Origin of the sequence: Mesorhizobium sp. WSM4310 (assembly GCF_007003935.1) — a bacterium.
GTDB lineage: Bacteria > Pseudomonadota > Alphaproteobacteria > Rhizobiales > Rhizobiaceae > Mesorhizobium.
Genome location: NZ_VFTA01000033.1, coordinates 1 through 15,256 on the forward strand (window position 1 = coordinate 1; position 15,256 = coordinate 15,256).

11 protein-coding genes are annotated in these 15,256 nt (G+C 57.9%); 10 read left to right on the plus strand and 1 reads right to left on the minus strand.

What is annotated here, in order from left to right:
- Positions 1-220 precede the first annotated feature (220 nt).
- The 8 genes from FJV80_RS27320 (at position 221) to FJV80_RS27355 (ending at position 10,382) form a co-directional block, all read left to right on the plus strand.
- Positions 221-547: a conjugal transfer protein TraD gene (locus tag FJV80_RS27320; protein WP_142877944.1), complete on the plus strand. Its 327-nt coding sequence runs from the start codon at positions 221-223 to the stop codon at positions 545-547.
- A 1-nt stretch (position 548) separates the two neighbouring features.
- Entirely contained in the window at positions 549-815 is a 267-nt protein-coding gene (locus FJV80_RS27325; RefSeq protein ID WP_142877913.1) for a conjugal transfer protein TraD, read from the plus strand.
- A 354-nt stretch (positions 816-1,169) separates the two neighbouring features.
- A complete protein-coding gene (locus tag FJV80_RS27330; protein WP_142877914.1) occupies positions 1,170-1,577 on the plus strand; it encodes a very short patch repair endonuclease in 408 nt (135 codons plus the stop codon).
- A complete protein-coding gene (locus FJV80_RS27335; RefSeq protein WP_142877915.1) occupies positions 1,574-3,064 on the plus strand; it encodes a DNA cytosine methyltransferase in 1,491 nt (496 codons plus the stop codon). Before FJV80_RS27330 ends, FJV80_RS27335 begins: the two co-directional genes overlap by 4 nt.
- Before the next feature lies 1 nt (position 3,065).
- The gene (locus FJV80_RS27340) at positions 3,066-4,556 is read left to right on the plus strand and encodes an ATP-binding protein (protein ID WP_142877916.1); all 1,491 of its coding nucleotides are present in this window, start codon (positions 3,066-3,068) and stop codon (positions 4,554-4,556) included.
- Positions 4,556-7,330, plus strand: a complete 2,775-nt coding sequence (locus tag FJV80_RS27345) for a Z1 domain-containing protein (RefSeq protein WP_185975276.1) — start codon at positions 4,556-4,558, stop codon at positions 7,328-7,330. The genes FJV80_RS27340 and FJV80_RS27345 overlap by 1 nt, the downstream gene beginning before the upstream one ends.
- Positions 7,327-8,295 carry a PD-(D/E)XK motif protein gene (locus FJV80_RS27350; protein ID WP_142877918.1) on the plus strand — a complete coding sequence of 323 codons (969 nt, stop codon included), beginning with the start codon at positions 7,327-7,329 and terminating at the stop codon, positions 8,293-8,295. Before FJV80_RS27345 ends, FJV80_RS27350 begins: the two co-directional genes overlap by 4 nt.
- Positions 8,292-10,382, plus strand: a complete 2,091-nt coding sequence (locus FJV80_RS27355) for an AIPR family protein (RefSeq protein ID WP_142877919.1) — start codon at positions 8,292-8,294, stop codon at positions 10,380-10,382. The genes FJV80_RS27350 and FJV80_RS27355 overlap by 4 nt, the downstream gene beginning before the upstream one ends.
- Here the strand turns inward: FJV80_RS27355 and FJV80_RS27360 are convergent.
- The gene (locus tag FJV80_RS27360; RefSeq protein ID WP_142877920.1) at positions 10,373-11,563 is read right to left on the minus strand and encodes a restriction endonuclease; all 1,191 of its coding nucleotides are present in this window, start codon (positions 11,561-11,563) and stop codon (positions 10,373-10,375) included. The genes FJV80_RS27355 and FJV80_RS27360 overlap by 10 nt on opposite strands.
- A gap of 230 nt (positions 11,564-11,793) precedes the next feature.
- On the opposite strand from FJV80_RS27360, the gene FJV80_RS27365 reads away from it, so the two are divergent.
- Together FJV80_RS27365 and FJV80_RS27370 are read left to right on the plus strand one after the other, a co-directional pair.
- Positions 11,794-13,884: an ATP-binding protein gene (locus FJV80_RS27365; RefSeq protein ID WP_142877921.1), complete on the plus strand. Its 2,091-nt coding sequence runs from the start codon at positions 11,794-11,796 to the stop codon at positions 13,882-13,884.
- A gap of 104 nt (positions 13,885-13,988) precedes the next feature.
- A complete protein-coding gene (locus FJV80_RS27370; protein ID WP_142877922.1) occupies positions 13,989-15,245 on the plus strand; it encodes a hypothetical protein in 1,257 nt (418 codons plus the stop codon).
- Positions 15,246-15,256 lie beyond the last annotated feature (11 nt).

Genomic DNA, 15,256 nt, shown 5'->3' on the forward strand with positions numbered 1-15,256 from the left:
GGAGAGGGATGGAGAAACTTGTCTCCGAAAGGGGAAGTAGCGCTTCATCTCTACTCCACCATTTGCACGTCAAAGCGAACGTCGGCACGACGTATAAGCGCGCCCTCCCTCGAAAAAATCTCGGGATGGACCAGCCCGTCCCCGCCTGTCTCGGCAACCCTGAAGCCTTCCGGCACACGCTCGCCTATCATCGCCGCATCGACGTCAGATGGAGACAGCCATGCGTAAACCACGAGATTTTGACGCGGAACTGAAGGCGCTGGAAGACAAAGCGTGGGAACTCAAGACGCGAAAGGTGCAGCAACTTGGCGACCTGGTGATCGCCACCGGCGCCGATCAACTCAGCACCGACGAACTGGCCGGCGCGCTGGTTGCAATCGCCGAGACGAAAGACGCCGCAAAGCGCGAGGCATGGGCCAAGCGTGGGGTGATGTTTTTCGAAAGCGGGTCCCGGCGAACTGCTCCTGCATCTCAGCGCAACCCTCGTGGCGCTGCAGCACAACCGGGCAGCTCACAATCGCCGGCAAGCGGCACTGGCTCGCAATGACATGCGCACCTGGCAGATCGAGCGCCGCAAGCGCACCCGACACCTGATCGAACTCGGCGGTCTCGTGGCCAAGGCAGGCATCATCGAGCTGACAAATGATGATCGCCCCATCATCTACGGCGCGCTCCTCTGGATCGCCGTCAAGCTGCAGGGCCAAGAAGGCGAGCATGCGCGCGACCTGTGGGCCGCGAAGGGGAAACAGGCGTTCGATGGGGAATGGCGCGAAGAGCAATGGGGAAGCGATAGTAGCATTGGTCGGCGCGAGTGACGGGCGGTGCGAAGCCCGAACAGCGTAGCGCCGCCCGCGCTGCACCAGCGGCCGACGCCGCGTTTAAAGATGTGGAATGTCTCAATTGGGACTAGAAGTGGGCCGCGTTTCGCGAGCGAGGCAGGAAAGCAGACATATCGTTACGCGAGCGCAGAGCCACCATCTTGTGCGGGCCTCGCGCAGCCGGCATTTCGCGCTCCTTTGCAGACAATAGACCAACGTTTCGCCGCTCGACATGAGCACAAGCCTAGGCGCTACACCCTGTTACCTTTCAGACAAAATCGTTCCGGCTTGGGCTAAGGCAATGTAGTATCCCGTGAGTCGGCGTCTGATAACAACGCCGCTGGGGCATCCATGGATATTGTCACACGCGAACATCGCTCCCGGATGATGAGTGGTATCCGGGGGAAAAACACTGGTCCCGAACTGGCTGTGCGTAAGGCTGCGCACGCCTTGGGGTACCGCTTTCGCCTTCATCGCAAGGACCTTTCAGGCTCCCCTGACCTTGTATTTCCGGCACGGAATACGGTGATCTTCGTTCACGGTTGCTATTGGCACCGCCACGAAGGATGCCGATATTGCTATAATCCTAAGTCCAACGTTGAATTCTGGACCGAAAAATTCAAAAACAACGTAGCGCGTGATCAACGCGTTGGGCAGGAACTTCAGCAGGGTGGCTGGCGCGTCGTGACCCTTTGGGAATGCGAAACTGCCGACGATGACGGTCTGCGCAAAAGGCTCAAGCAAATATTCAGGTCATGACTTCCATCGACAAGCAGCTCATACGCCGGAACAAGATAGCCAGGCTGCACTCCTGTGCCGCGCCTCGCGCGCTCGAAATCTGCTCGGGCTGCGGAGGCTTGTCCCTTGGCCTGAAGACTGCCGGCTTCGAACTTACCGCTCATATCGAAATCGATTCTGAAGCCGCCGCGAGCTACGCGCTCAACTTCGGCGGTGATCACGCACCAGACAGTGAATGGGCCAAACCACGCGACATGGAAAGCTGCTCGGCCTCTCAGCTGGTAGCAGACCTTGAACTCGGCACCTTCGCCTCAGAAGCTTTTGACGTCCTCGCCGCCGGCCTTCCATGCCAAGCCTTCGCACGCATCGGGCGGTCCAAGCTTCGTTCGGTTGCCGGGCACGATGACGCCTTCCAGAAAGACCCTCGCGCAGCTCTCTATCGCCGCTTCCTACAGTATGTCGAAGACACGCAGCCACTGGTCATCATTATCGAAAATGTCCCGGACATTCTGAATTTCGGCGGGCACAACGTCCCTGAAGAAATCTGTGAAACACTCGGTGAGGCTGGCTATCGAACCGGTTACACCATTCTCAATGCCGCCTATTACGGAGTGCCGCAAATACGCGAACGGCTTTTCATCGTGGCAATCGCTAACGAACTTGGCGAAGAACCCGAATTCCCCACGCCGCTCCATTTCCTCGACTTGCCCCGCGGCTATGAAGGGTCCCGTCGGGTGGCACTCAAGCATGTCAAGTCAGACAGCCGCTACTTCCATCCGATCCCGACACCGAACAACAGCGCGAAGGAGGCCGTTGGCGTCAAAAGCGCCCTCGCCGACCTTCCACGCATCGTCGAGCATGCAACTGCCCCCGCCGTGATCCGCAAACGTAGGCTTTCAGATATCCTTCCCTACCGGCAACTGGCCGATGGCATCTCAGCTTATGCAATCATCATGCGCACTTGGCCAGGTTTCGAAACCGACACAGGCTCCGACGGTCACCTAGTACGCCTGACGCCACGCGATTTCCCCATTTTCGCAAAGATGAAGTATGGCGCTGACTATCCGGCTGCTCGTGCGCTCGCTCAGAGCATGTTCGAGGACGAAATCGTACGACGTCGAATGACGAAGACGCACAAGGACTCGACGGCATATCGTGACCTCCATGCCAACATGGTCCCGCCGTACGATCCAGACAAGTTTCCAAATAAATGGTGGAAGCTCGATCCCTCCAAGCCGTCCCGCACGCTGACCGCTCACATGGGCAAGGACACCTACTCCCATATCCACTATGACAGCACGCAGAAGCGGACAGTCTCTGTTCGTGAGGCTGCACGCCTGCAGTCATTCCCCGATGGCTTCGTATTTGCAGGAGCCATGAACGCGGCCTTCCGTCAGATCGGGAACGCCGTTCCGCCGCTGCTGGGACTCGCCGTCGCAAAAGTGCTGAAGGCTCAGCTTGCCGCAACTTCTCGCGAAAAAGAGGCAGCTGATCGGCAGGTCGCCTGACATGGCCGCGGAACGCACCATAGACATCCCACCGAAGGCCTCCGCACTGATAAACTCCCTCAGGGGACTGGGCTATTCCCCCGAAACCGCAATCTCCGATCTTATCGACAACAGCATCACCGCAGGCGCAAGCACTGTCGAAATCGATCTCCAGTGGAACGACGGACGCCCGACCGCGGCCATATTGGACAATGGCCGCGGCATGAGCGAGAAACGACTGGCCACAGCCATGCAGCTTGGTGGCGACGGCCCAGACGCCACCCGAAGCGAAAGCGATCTCGGCCGCTTCGGCATGGGGCTCAAGACTGCCTCACTTTCGCAAAGTAGCCGTCTGGTCGTCGTTTCGCGAGTGGAAGGGACGACCAACGCTATCGCGATGGATGTCGCTGTCATCGCCGCCCGTGGCTGGATCGCCACCGTCCCCGATCCACTGCCTGTTCATCCTTTCGTCGCAAAACTTCTCGCGTTTCCCGCCGGGACCGCCGTCCTCTGGGAAAATATTGACGAGTTGAGTGGGCTTTCAGGGCTGGCCAAGCAAGCGTTCTACCTTCGCCTGGAAGAAATCCGCGCCCATCTCAGCATGGTGTTTCATCGCTTCATCAACGGTGACGCCGAGCGCCTCGCCATAGCTCTCAACGGGCGCGCCGTAAAAGCCTGGGACCCTTTCCAGACTCAACATCCTGCGACCATTGCTATGCCGGTTGAGAAAATTCGGCATGCCGGCTCCTCGTTAAGTGTGAAGCCATATGTCCTTCCGCATCGGGATCGTTTCGCCAACGATACCGAGTACGAAGCCGCAGGCGGCCCAGGTGGCTGGGGCGCACGCCAGGGCTTCTACGTGTACCGCGGCAAGCGCCTGCTCGTCGCTGGCAGCTGGCTCGGACTTGGCGGCGCTCGTACTTGGACGCGTGACGAAGCCAGTCGGCTGGCGCGTATCCAGGTGGACCTGCCGACGGGCATGGACCGCAACTGGCGCATCGATGTGCGCAAATCACAGGCACGGCCGCCCGGAGCCATTAGGGCACGTCTTACCGCCATTGCTGGACACTGCAGGCAGGAAGCACGTGAGGTCTTCGCGTTTCGCGGACAAGGCCCGCGCATCCGCGGTGCCTCACGCGAGGCCCTTTCCGTCTGGCTGGCTAGCTCCGGACTTAATGGCCCACAATACCGAATCAACCGAAACCATCCGGTAATCATCGCGTGCCGCGAAGCAGCCGGCGGACTTCGCCCGCTTAATGCGGTCCTCTCGATTATCGAGCGCAGCGTTCCTGTCGAACGTATCTGGCTCGACGTTTCAGAATCTGAAGGCGCAGAAATCCCCGTTCTCGATGATGGTGAGACCGCGAAACTCGCCGATCAGCTCGAAGAACTGAGCCGCACATTGCCCGCAGCCCTCTCCGTGCAGGAGCGCATCGACCTGCTTCTCGTCAATCTTCCGGGGGACCTGACGAAATTAAGAGCTGAAATGATGCGACGACTTTGGGGGGAATGATGGCTGATCTCGTGGAAGACCTAGCGTTCAGAGCGCGCAGAATCCTGAAACGCCAGAAGGAAGCCGGCATTGTCATCGACCGCGACGCTATCGCGAAGATCGTCGAACTCGACGCACCCATCTTCAGCCTCACCACGGGCCAGACCATCACGTTAGAGCAGATCGAAGCCGCAACACGCCTGCTCCTCACCATCTTCGTCACTGAGCAGGGCCCCGCTCTCATACTTCGAAACACCGAAGGCGCACGCCCAGCCCAATGGTATGTCGGCGACCGGCGCAAACCCGGCCCCTTCATGCAGCGCTACCTCGAGAAGCTGCAGGAGGCCAGCTGGCCTCAGGACTCCATCGACCAGCTCGAGGAAAGCACCGCCAGGATACTGGAGTCGATGGAGAACCCGGAAAGACCAGGCAGTTGGGACTGGCGCGGCCTTGTCGTCGGTGACGTTCAGTCGGGCAAGACCGCAAGCTATGCGGGCGTGGTCAACCGCGCTGCAGACGCCGGATATCGCATCATCATCATCCTCGCCGGCATGCATAACATCCTGCGTTTGCAGACGCAGAAGCGCTTCGACAGCGATTTCCTGGGCTACGATACCAATCCGAAGAACATCGTGCCGGGTAAGCCCATGCCTGTGATCGGGGTCGGCGAGTTCAACACGCTCCTGAGCGTCGACAGTGTCACAAATGCGTCCCTGAAAGGTGACTTCAGCCAAGTTATCGCTGAGAAGGCCAACTTCTCACCCGTCAGCCAGCCTTGCGTCCTCGTAGTCAAGAAAAACGCCAAGGTGCTCGAAAACCTCAATAACTGGATCGCTCGCAGATCAGCCGCGTCCCGCGCAGCCGCCGCCCTCATCATTGATGATGAAGCGGATCAGGCCTCGGTCGACACCAAGGATCAGCCGCTGCTCGAAGATGGCACGTTTGACGAGGACTACGAACCCAAGCGCGTGAACGGCGAAATCCGCAAGCTGCTGATGAAGTTCGATCGCCGCGTTTATGTCGGATACACCGCGACGCCGTTCGCCAACATCTTCATTCACGACGATCGACGTGCAGACGGTTTCGGAGATGACCTGTTTCCGGCTGCCTTTATCGTCCAGCTCACGCCACCCGATGACTACTTCGGTCCCAGCGGTGTTTTCGGCACCAACGACGAGGCCGACAATACCGGCATTCCCCTCGCTCGCCCCCTCGAACAGACCGAGGAAAACTGGATTCCGGAAAAACACGACAAGTCTTACAAGCCGCGCTTTGATGGACAGGACGTCATCCCTCCCAGCCTTGAAGATGCAATCGACGCCTTCCTCCTCAGCTGCGCCGCGCGCGCCGCGCGAGGTCAGGAGCGCGAACACAAATCCATGCTGGTACACGTCTCCCGATACGTGGACGTCCACAATGAAGTCCATCGCCAAGTCGAGAAGTACCTTCGGGAAACCTGCTCGATGATCTCCAATGGAGATCGTCAAACCCTCGAACGCCTTCAGACCGTGTGGGAGACGGACTTCCAGCAGACCACCAAGGAGGTTCTACCGACCGTCTTCGGCCGGAATATCGTCCCGGTGACTTGGCAGCAGGTTCTGGAAACGCTGGCTGACTCCTCCGACAAGATCGAGGTCATGACCGCCAACGGCAAGTCGAAGAGCGACATCGACTACGACTCGTTCAAGGACAGCGGCCGCTCACTCATAGCCATCGGCGGTGACAAGCTTTCGCGAGGCCTCACACTCGAAGGCCTGTCTGTCAGCTATTTCCTGCGTATTTCTCGTCAGTACGACAGCCTCCTGCAAATGGGCCGCTGGTTCGGCTACCGTCGGGGCTTTGCCGATCTCTGCCGCCTGTACACGACGGACGACATGGAAGACTGGTTCCGCTACATGGCGACGGTTCAAAAGGAACTGCGTGCCCAGTTCTATGAGATGTCCGTCACAAAGGCCACGCCGAAGCAGTTCGGCCTGAAAGTTGAGGTTCACGAGATCCTAGAAATTACGTCGAGAGACAAGCAACGACACACTGCACTCCGCAGCAGCAGCTACGCCGGTGAAGGCAAAGTGCAGACCGTCATGTTCCGCGACAAGGCGACAATCGAGCATAACGCTAATGTCACCGACGACTTCATCCGCAGTCTTGGCCATGGAACCGACAACCCGACGCGCCCGGGACCGGAAAGAAATAAGGCCATGGGCACTTTCTGGAGCGGCATCCCCGGGCGCCAAGTCGCAGAATATTTGCGTGGCCTGGCGTTCCCTCCTGAAAGCATCCAGGTGAACGGCAGTAAGCTTGCAACCTACATTACCGACCAGCTCGGACTGAACGAACTCACAGACTGGAGCATCTTCCTTGCCACCGGCCGTGAAAAGGCCGTCACCATCGGTGGTGTCACTCGGAACTGCATCCTCCGTACGCCAAGAAGCGATGAGTACGGTGTCCTGGCTTCCACAGAACGCTTCATCATCGGTACCGCGCTCAGCCCGCTTGACCAAGCAATCGACCTTACAGATGCAGAGTTCGCAGGTGCACTCACGATCACAAACGCCGAGCGCGCAACTCGAAGGAAGCCCGCCACCGATGTCCCATCAGGTGAGTATATCCGCAAGGCCCGAGGTGCCCGACCGCAGAACGGCCTTCTGATCATCTACCCGATAGATCCAGACAAGGCGCTGGTCGAGCAGACCGACCGCCCAGTCATCGGTGTCGTCGTCAGTTTCCCGAACAGCGATCTTGCCGATGATCGCGTTTACCGCATCAACAGCGTCGCGCAGAAAGAGGAGCAATGACCAGCTGGGTCACTCTCCTCACTGAAGCCTGGAATGAGCTAGCCCACACAGCGCCGATCTGGCGCGAGTATCGGAGCAAGGTTCTCGCCGGCAACCTGCCACTTGAAATCTCTGCAGGCATGCGGGCCGCCGACAATGCGCCATGCCTTCTCCTGTCCAAGCCCATGACGGCAGACGCTCTCTTCGATCTCGGAGGCGTGCGCCTCGTAACAGTTCCCGACAGCCGGGGGCCGCTGCTCGTCCTCTCACTTGAAGACACCAGCCGTCTCGACCTCTTCATCAAGCTTTGTGCTGATCTCGTCGAGGCCGCCGCATCAGATCGGGCCAGAGCACTCGACCGGTTCCTGGATCGCCTGGATGCCTGGAGACAGTTCTTACGCGACCGGCAGGACGGACTTTCGCGGTCAGGCATCATCGGTCTTGTCGGAGAGCTCCTGGTTCTCGAAAGACTGCTCGGCGTTGACTCTAAACTGCTGCCCAGCTGGGAAGCCCCCGTTGACGGCCTCCATGATTTCCACTCGCGTGGCCATGCACTCGAAATAAAGACCGGCCTTGGGCCTTCACCAACAATCACCATCTCGCGTCTGGATCAGCTCGAGACTGCCGATCTGCGCCGACTTGAACTTATTCACGTCAAGCTCATCGAAGCCCCGGATGGCCGGACTCTCGGCGATATCATAGCCTCCATCCGCGATACCATTCCGGGCAACGTTTCCCAGTTCGACAACGCGCTCATCCGCCGTGGTCTGCTGCCCGACGATGACGAGGCTCGAGGCGCACCTCGCGTGCAGATTCGAAGCATGGACTGCTATGCAGTCACAGACGGCTTTCCGCGCTTGCGCCGCACGGTCCTTCCAGTAGCAATTACTGACGCCACCTACACGCTTGATGTTCGCGCTCTGTCCGCCTTTTGGGCAGACACGGCGCTTGTCCTTGAAGCGTTTATTCAGGGAGATCGTTCATGACTGACGGCGCGCTTGCAGAGTTTCATCAGGACCTTATCGCTGAAGTCGAAGAAGGACTTTCGACCGAGGAGCCGTTCTCCGCCAATGTCTTCACACGCCTTATCCTCGAACGTTTAGAAGAAGCTGGACAGTTCGATGGCGCCATTCCCCTGTACCAAGAGGGGCCCATCCGAAACACAACCTACCGTATCGATGGTTATTCCTACGACGAAGAACGGGCTCGCCTTGACCTATTCACGACGCTCTATTTCGGCGACATTCCTGCCAGCAAGATACCAAGTGCGGACACTAACCGCGCACTCGAACGTGCTCTGCGATTTGCCGGCGCTTGCGTGGGTGGTCTTGCCTCCCTCCTGGAACCGTCGAACACGGACGCTAGCGATCTCGCCCGCCTTATAGAGGACGAGGCTCAGAACCTCTCTGCCATCCGTGTTGTACTGCTGACGGACGGCATAGTCGGCAATATTGTATCCCAGACAGTATGGCGCGAGAAGTTGGTGGAATTTGAGGCGTACGACATAGTCCGCCTCTTTCGTATTCTCGGCGAAGGTGAAACGCGCGCCGATATCTCCGTGGACTTTACGGCCCTTACTGGCATGGGACTGACGTGCCTGCACGTTCCTGCGCAAAACGATGAATATGACGCATACTTGGCTGTTCTTCCCGGTGAGGTCTTATCGCAGATCTACGATCGGTACGGTGTCCGGCTCCTTGAACTCAATGTTCGGGCCTTCCTGGGTCTACAGGGACGCAAGAGCGTCAACGCGGAGCTACGCCGCACAATTGCAGATCAGCCATCTATGTTCCTGGCGTTCAACAACGGTATTGTTGCAACGGTCGATGAACTCGACGTCGCTAAGAATCCGGCCGGCGGTCTCGAAATCCGGTCGCTTAAAGGCCTCCAGATCGTCAATGGTGGCCAGACCACAGCTTCCCTGCACCGGGCCCGTCGGAAGGACTCACTTAGCCTCGAACACGTGGCCGTGCCGGTGAAGATCATAAAGGTCGGTGGCGCTGACCTGAGCGAAATGGTGTCCTCCATTTCTCGTGCCGCGAACCGCCAGAACGCGGTCCAGCTGGCCGACTTCTCCGCAAACGATCCTTTCCATCAGCAGATCGAAACACTCGCCAATACGACTTGGCTCGATGACGGAAAAGGTCGCTGGTTCTACGAACGCGCTCGCGGCTCCTACCTCGCGGCAGAGCATAAGGCTGCCTACAAGGTTTCGGAAACAAAGGTTTTCCGCCAGCAGACCCCGAAACAGCGCCGTCTTAGCAAGCTTGATGTCGCGCGCTACCTCAGCGCCTGGGAAAGTCTGCCGGACAAGGTTTGCCTCGGTGGCCAGAAAAATTTCCAGATGTTCATGCAGCGTTTGAAGGACGCGCCGATTCCGCCGCCTGACCAGACCTGGTTCAAGCGTCTGATCGCGATCGCAGTCCTTTACCGCGCCGCGGAGAAAAAGATTAAAAGCATGAAGTTCCCGGCATATGGCTCTCAGATCACAGCCTATGTCGTTGCCGGCATTGCACATCGTAGCGGCGGACGCGTCGACTTTGACCGACTGTGGTCAAAGCAGGCCATCAGCCCTGAATTCGAGCAATTGATTGCGGACTGGGCACCGAAACTTGACGCCGTCATGCGCGAGTCGGCTGGCCAGCGAAATCCGAGCGAATGGTACAAGAAGGCAGATTGTTGGAACGACATTCAAGAAAAGCTCCCTGAGATGTCTGATCCGCTTCCGCCCGAACTGTCATATATGACCGCGGACGGCTCAACCGGCACCGGCGGCTCGGTGGTTCCGAAAGGCAGGCACACTGTCGCGGATTACGATCGCATCGCCCGCTGCATGGAAATCCCTGCGGCGGTCTGGCTAGCAGTTGCTGAATATGGTCAACAGACCAAAACCATTCATTGGACCGTCGCAGGTATCTGCCGCACCATTGCAAGCTACGCAGCAGGCGGCTGGCAGCGAAAGCCGACCGCGAAGCAGGCAAAACCGGCGCTGGAAGCAGTCATCGCTGTCGAGAGAGCAGGGTTGGTCAACGCCGTACTCTTGACGGAGGAGGCTGAGGCCGATCAGGCCTGAGCTTTGTCCTCGTCCGGAAACTCCTCGTTCAGCCACGTCCTAACCGCTTCGGCACTGCCGCGACCATTCCGTCTTAACAGCTCGACAATGTCGCGTGCAGCTATGACCAGGATCGGATGCTGGTCTTCTTTAATCTCCTTGTAGGCCTGAAGATCGACGCAGGATGTCGTGACGATCACGCCGAACTGACGGTGCCGCAGACGTGAAATCAGGCGTGACATGTCCTTCACGCCCACCGCCGTCGGAGGCGTATAGCATTTTGCCTCCAAGGCGAAATCTACCAGGATGCCGCTCGGTCCCGACCCCACACGCAGTTGACCGATCGCGTCGCGACCTCCGTCACGAGATGGTCTTGTGACATCCAAGCCCGCAATTTCCGGTATCATCAATCGCGCCAGCGCCGCAGCACAATGTTCAAAGGCATGCGGCCTTCCAGCGAAATGCCCGCGGACAATTTCGAGCATCGCCTGCCCTTCACGGTCTGTGGGGAACTGTTCCTTGCGAGAGCGGTATTCCAGCGTCCGCGATGCAACCAGCGCTTTGCGGCGACCTGCCTTGCGCCACAGTTTCCAGGCTTCAGGCGCTAGCGAGTGATCGGGCGTGCCGGCAATTATGCTGTCGACCCACTCCCGTGACATGCTAGCAGCATCAAGTACTGTAAAGCGAGCACGGTAGTTCTGGAACCGCTGACCTTTGGTGCTGCGCCAGATTGCCACTAATTCCTCAGACGCATCCAAATCGCTGGCGCCGGGCACCGCCAAGCCCAGGAATCTCACGTCGCGAGATACGCCGGTGCTGGCAAACAAGAAGATCGGTGGCACCAACTCACGGCCCGCACGGCCTGCTCTGGAGTCCTCAAAGACCGTGCGAAGGATAAGATTGCCATCGCGCCCGGTATCATGCAGGTCGCGCCCTGGCTTCTTGTTATCGCCGAAGTACGTGAAGACGCCGGTCTCCACGTCCATCTCATCAGGCCAGTCGGTATCGTTCATGCTCGTCATCAGTACGAGCATCTCCAGCTTGCCTCGGACCTTGCCGCGGTAGCGGAAGCCCCCCTGACTGTCGACACGCATCAGCTTCGGCAGCGGATCGTCACCAGCGTTGCCCTTGCGGCCGCCCTGGTAGATTGCATCCACATGCAGACCGGCTGTCGTCAGGATGTCTACAGAAACAATCCTCATCTAGCCCCCTGCCTGAATTTTGCGACTGATCGGTACGTTTGTCGGGAATGAATGAGCCTTCAGGACCGGCCCAACCCTTCCGCAGGCATTGGCGCAGCATTATGAAGTTACTATGTACTCTGTCATATCACGCATACTGCATCTACGGCGTTGAAAAATATGCGGGTTTGTGCGCTCAATGAAATGAAATCTCTTGCCGTAGTTCTTCGGCAGATCGGCAGATAATCGGCGTGGCTATTCGCACTCACACGAACGATGATTTGGTTTTCCAGGTCAAACCTCGGCTCCTGACGCTCCTTGGCGATCAGTTGATTCGCGATGCGAACCTCGCTGTCTTCGAGCTAGTGAAAAACGCTTACGACGCTGATGCGACAGAATGCGTTGTGACACTCGAAAACCCGGAATCCAGACAGACCGCCCGGATCACCGTTCAGGACAACGGCTCGGGGATGGACGAGGCCACACTTCGCAACGTGTGGATGGTCATTGCCACGGATTTTCGCGCTGAGCAGCGCAGGCAGGACGTCAGGTCAAAAAAATACCATCGGTACCCGCTTGGCGAGAAAGGACTCGGCCGCCTCTCGATTCACAAGCTTGGGCACATGATCACCCTGATTACGCGGGTCTCCGGCGGTGAGGAGCTCGTCCTGGTTTTCGACTGGGATGCCATAGAGTCCGCACAGAACCTGGATTCGGCCGTGGTGAGGCTCACGCGTCGCACGCCCAAGACCTTCGCGGGCAAAGCGCACGGCACGAAAATCGAGGTGTCGAAGCTTCGAGAAACCTGGAAACGCGGTGAGGTGCGCCGCCTGCACAGGGCAGTGAACAGCCTTTGTTCTCCGTTCAAAGGGCCGACCGATTTTGAAGTTCAGCTGATTATCGTAGGACCGGACGACTGGCTCGATAACATGTTTACTTCGGAGGACGCGGCGAGTTGCGCTCTCTACCAGATTCACGGTCATTTCGAAGGCAACAAAGGAATCTTGCGCTACACTTTTACGCCGCCCCCGGGCTACTCGAAACAGCTCAGTGCCAGAAAGACGCCCTCCACTCTGTTCCGGCTCGAGAAGAAGCAAGGGCGACGGACTGTTCCGGTCGACCTTTCAGATTACGAGATCGGAAAGGTCGAATTCGAGTTTTTGCTCTTCGATAGAGATCCGGCGGTCCTTCGTGCGGTAACTCAGGACCTCAAGGGGCTCAAAGACTATCTCGATGAGAATGGCGGCATTCGGATCTATCGTGATGGCATCCGAGTCTATGACTTCGGTGAGCCCGGAAACGACTGGCTCAATCTCGACCTTCGTCGTGTCAACACGCCAACAGCGAGGACCAGTAACAATCAGATCCTCGGCACACTGCGTCTGGATGCTACCGAAAGCCGCGACCTTCGCGAGAAGACCAATCGCGAGGGTTTCATCGAGAACGACGCCTTCGCCATTTTCCGAGACGCGGTCATCAGCGTGCTGACACAGGTCGAGGCCGAAAAGAGCAAGGACCAGCGGAAACTTCGCGAGGCACTTGGCAAGGGTACAGGCAAGAAGGTCTTCGAGAAACTGACGGAGATAAGAGATATTCTCGAACGGAAAGGCTTGCTTCCCGAGTTTGAGCCTGCGCTCAAGACAGCGGAGCGCGAGATGGAAATGTACAGGGACCAGTTGCTGCACGCAGCGGTCCCAGGACTGACCATCGGCATGATGCTCCATGGCGCCGAAAAGATTCTTGACGAGTTGAGAGCGGCTACTCGGAAGGATGCTTCGAACGAACGCGTTCGCGAGCTGGTTGATCGTCTCTACAGGGCGATGCGCCCCGTCACCAATCTCCTCAAAAACCCGACGCCGGGAAAAACTTCAGCATCGGCACTTATCAAGGAAGCAATCTTCAGCACTGAAATTCGCCTACAGCGGCACAAGATCAAGCTGATAAACAAATCTGCGGCAAATGATCTCGACTTCATTATTCATGGGTCGAAGCAGATGCTAGTTGCATCCATTACCAATCTGATTGACAACAGCATTCACTGGCTCGAATCCAGAAATCCGAAACAGAAATACCTGTACATCGGCTTGACTGACGAGATCGAAGGCGGCAGGGCGATCGTCGTTGGAGACAATGGCCCGGGCTTCGGCAACGACGAACCTGACGATCTCGTCAACGCATTCTTTTCGCGTCGCGTCGGGGGAATGGGTCTTGGCCTGTACATAGTAAGCGAGGTGATGCGGGTGAATGGGGGGCGGCTTCTGTTCCCTGCTGACGGCGAGATAGACCTGCCCGCAGAAGTTGATGGCGCCGTAGTGGCCCTTCAGTTTATGGACCAGACATGATCAGTCACCTTGCATCACCTGCTGTATGTGTCGTTGATGACGAAGAGGCAGAATATAAGACTATCCTTACGGCTCTAAATCAGCTTCAGGTAGGAGCTGTACACTTGAAGGGCGAACTGGAAAGTCTGCCGGTAACGCCGTTTGGTCGATTGCGTCTACTTTTTCTAGATCTGCACCTCGCAGGACAGCTCGGAAAGAATGCCGCATCCTATACAGCCAACGCGTTCAGACGGATCGTTCCTACCGACACCGCCCCGGTGGTCGTCGTGATCTGGAGCAAGTATGCCGCGGAGATCGTTGATACTGATCTGCCGCAAGAAGACCAGGAGACGGAAGCGGCGCTGTTCAGGAGAACGCTTCTAGGCGCTGAACCGGCGTACGAAGGCAGAGTCATTTTCGTAGAGATGCCAAAGCCGATGCCCGATGACAGGCCTGACAACTGGGTTGATGACCTGAAGCAGGCTATCGACAATGCGCTTGTCGATCAGCCCGCAATTGCAGCTCTATGGGCTTGGGATGCGCTCGTGAAGGAGGCCACCAGCCAAGTCACAACGTCCTTGACTTCGGCAGCTCAGACGGCGCGAGCAGGAACTGCACTTTCTCTTGGCGATGGTCTGAAAACAACGCTGCAAAAGCTGACGGCTGCACAGGGTGAAGCTGACCTCAGCGCGCAAACCGCGCCGTTCCATATGACCACAGTTCTCTCCCAGCTGCTTATCGACCAGCTGGAACTAGCAATGCCAGCGGCCGAACTGACAGACCATGGAGCTTGGCTAGCAGAAGCCCCGAACCCCGCGCCGTCTGCGGCCTTCCGTGCGAAGATGAACTCAATCCTCCTCGCGTCGGATCTAGCTCCAGGGACTACCCCATTCGGCCCAGGCACCGTGTATCGTGTTACGAACGATGCAGCTTTCCTGACCGCGTTCGGTAAGGACAAGCAGACTTTCATTGACCATTGCTTCGGCAAAGGTGCCGCGAGCCCTCGCTTGACCGCATGGCGAACCGACGTGCGTCCGATCCTGGTAGAGATCTCACCTGTCTGCGATGTAGCTCAGAATAAACGTATCGCAGCATCGCTGATTAGCGGGCTGATCGTTCCAGAGGCTCAATGGGACTGCATCAAGACCAACGTACCAAGCATTACTGAACTTCCCCCGTTCAAGATTCGCTGGCCAACCGCCGATTTCGGCGAACAGGATGCGAAACTGATCGTCGCGCATTTCTTCCGACTCAGCATTCCGACAGCAACGCCGAGCCAATGGCTTGCACCCTGGTTCCGACTGCGTGAGCTTCCAACCACATCAATCAGAAACTCCAACTCGGCTCAATTTGCCCGCGTGGGGTACGTCTCTGTCGGCTAGATTTCCCACGC

Bases quoted from the DNA above. Each gene is read 5' to 3' on its own strand.
- FJV80_RS27320 (WP_142877944.1), top strand. From the start codon at position 221: ATGCGTAAACCACGAGATTTTGACGCGGAACTGAAGGCGCTGGAAGAC.
- FJV80_RS27325 (WP_142877913.1), top strand. From the start codon at position 549: ATGCGCACCTGGCAGATCGAGCGCCGCAAGCGCACCCGACACCTGATC.
- FJV80_RS27330 (WP_142877914.1), top strand. From the start codon at position 1,170: ATGGATATTGTCACACGCGAACATCGCTCCCGGATGATGAGTGGTATC.
- FJV80_RS27335 (WP_142877915.1), top strand. From the start codon at position 1,574: ATGACTTCCATCGACAAGCAGCTCATACGCCGGAACAAGATAGCCAGG.
- FJV80_RS27340 (WP_142877916.1), top strand. From the start codon at position 3,066: ATGGCCGCGGAACGCACCATAGACATCCCACCGAAGGCCTCCGCACTG.
- FJV80_RS27345 (WP_185975276.1), top strand. From the start codon at position 4,556: ATGGCTGATCTCGTGGAAGACCTAGCGTTCAGAGCGCGCAGAATCCTG.
- FJV80_RS27350 (WP_142877918.1), top strand. From the start codon at position 7,327: ATGACCAGCTGGGTCACTCTCCTCACTGAAGCCTGGAATGAGCTAGCC.
- FJV80_RS27355 (WP_142877919.1), top strand. From the start codon at position 8,292: ATGACTGACGGCGCGCTTGCAGAGTTTCATCAGGACCTTATCGCTGAA.
- FJV80_RS27360 (WP_142877920.1), bottom strand. From the start codon at position 11,563: ATGAGGATTGTTTCTGTAGACATCCTGACGACAGCCGGTCTGCATGTG.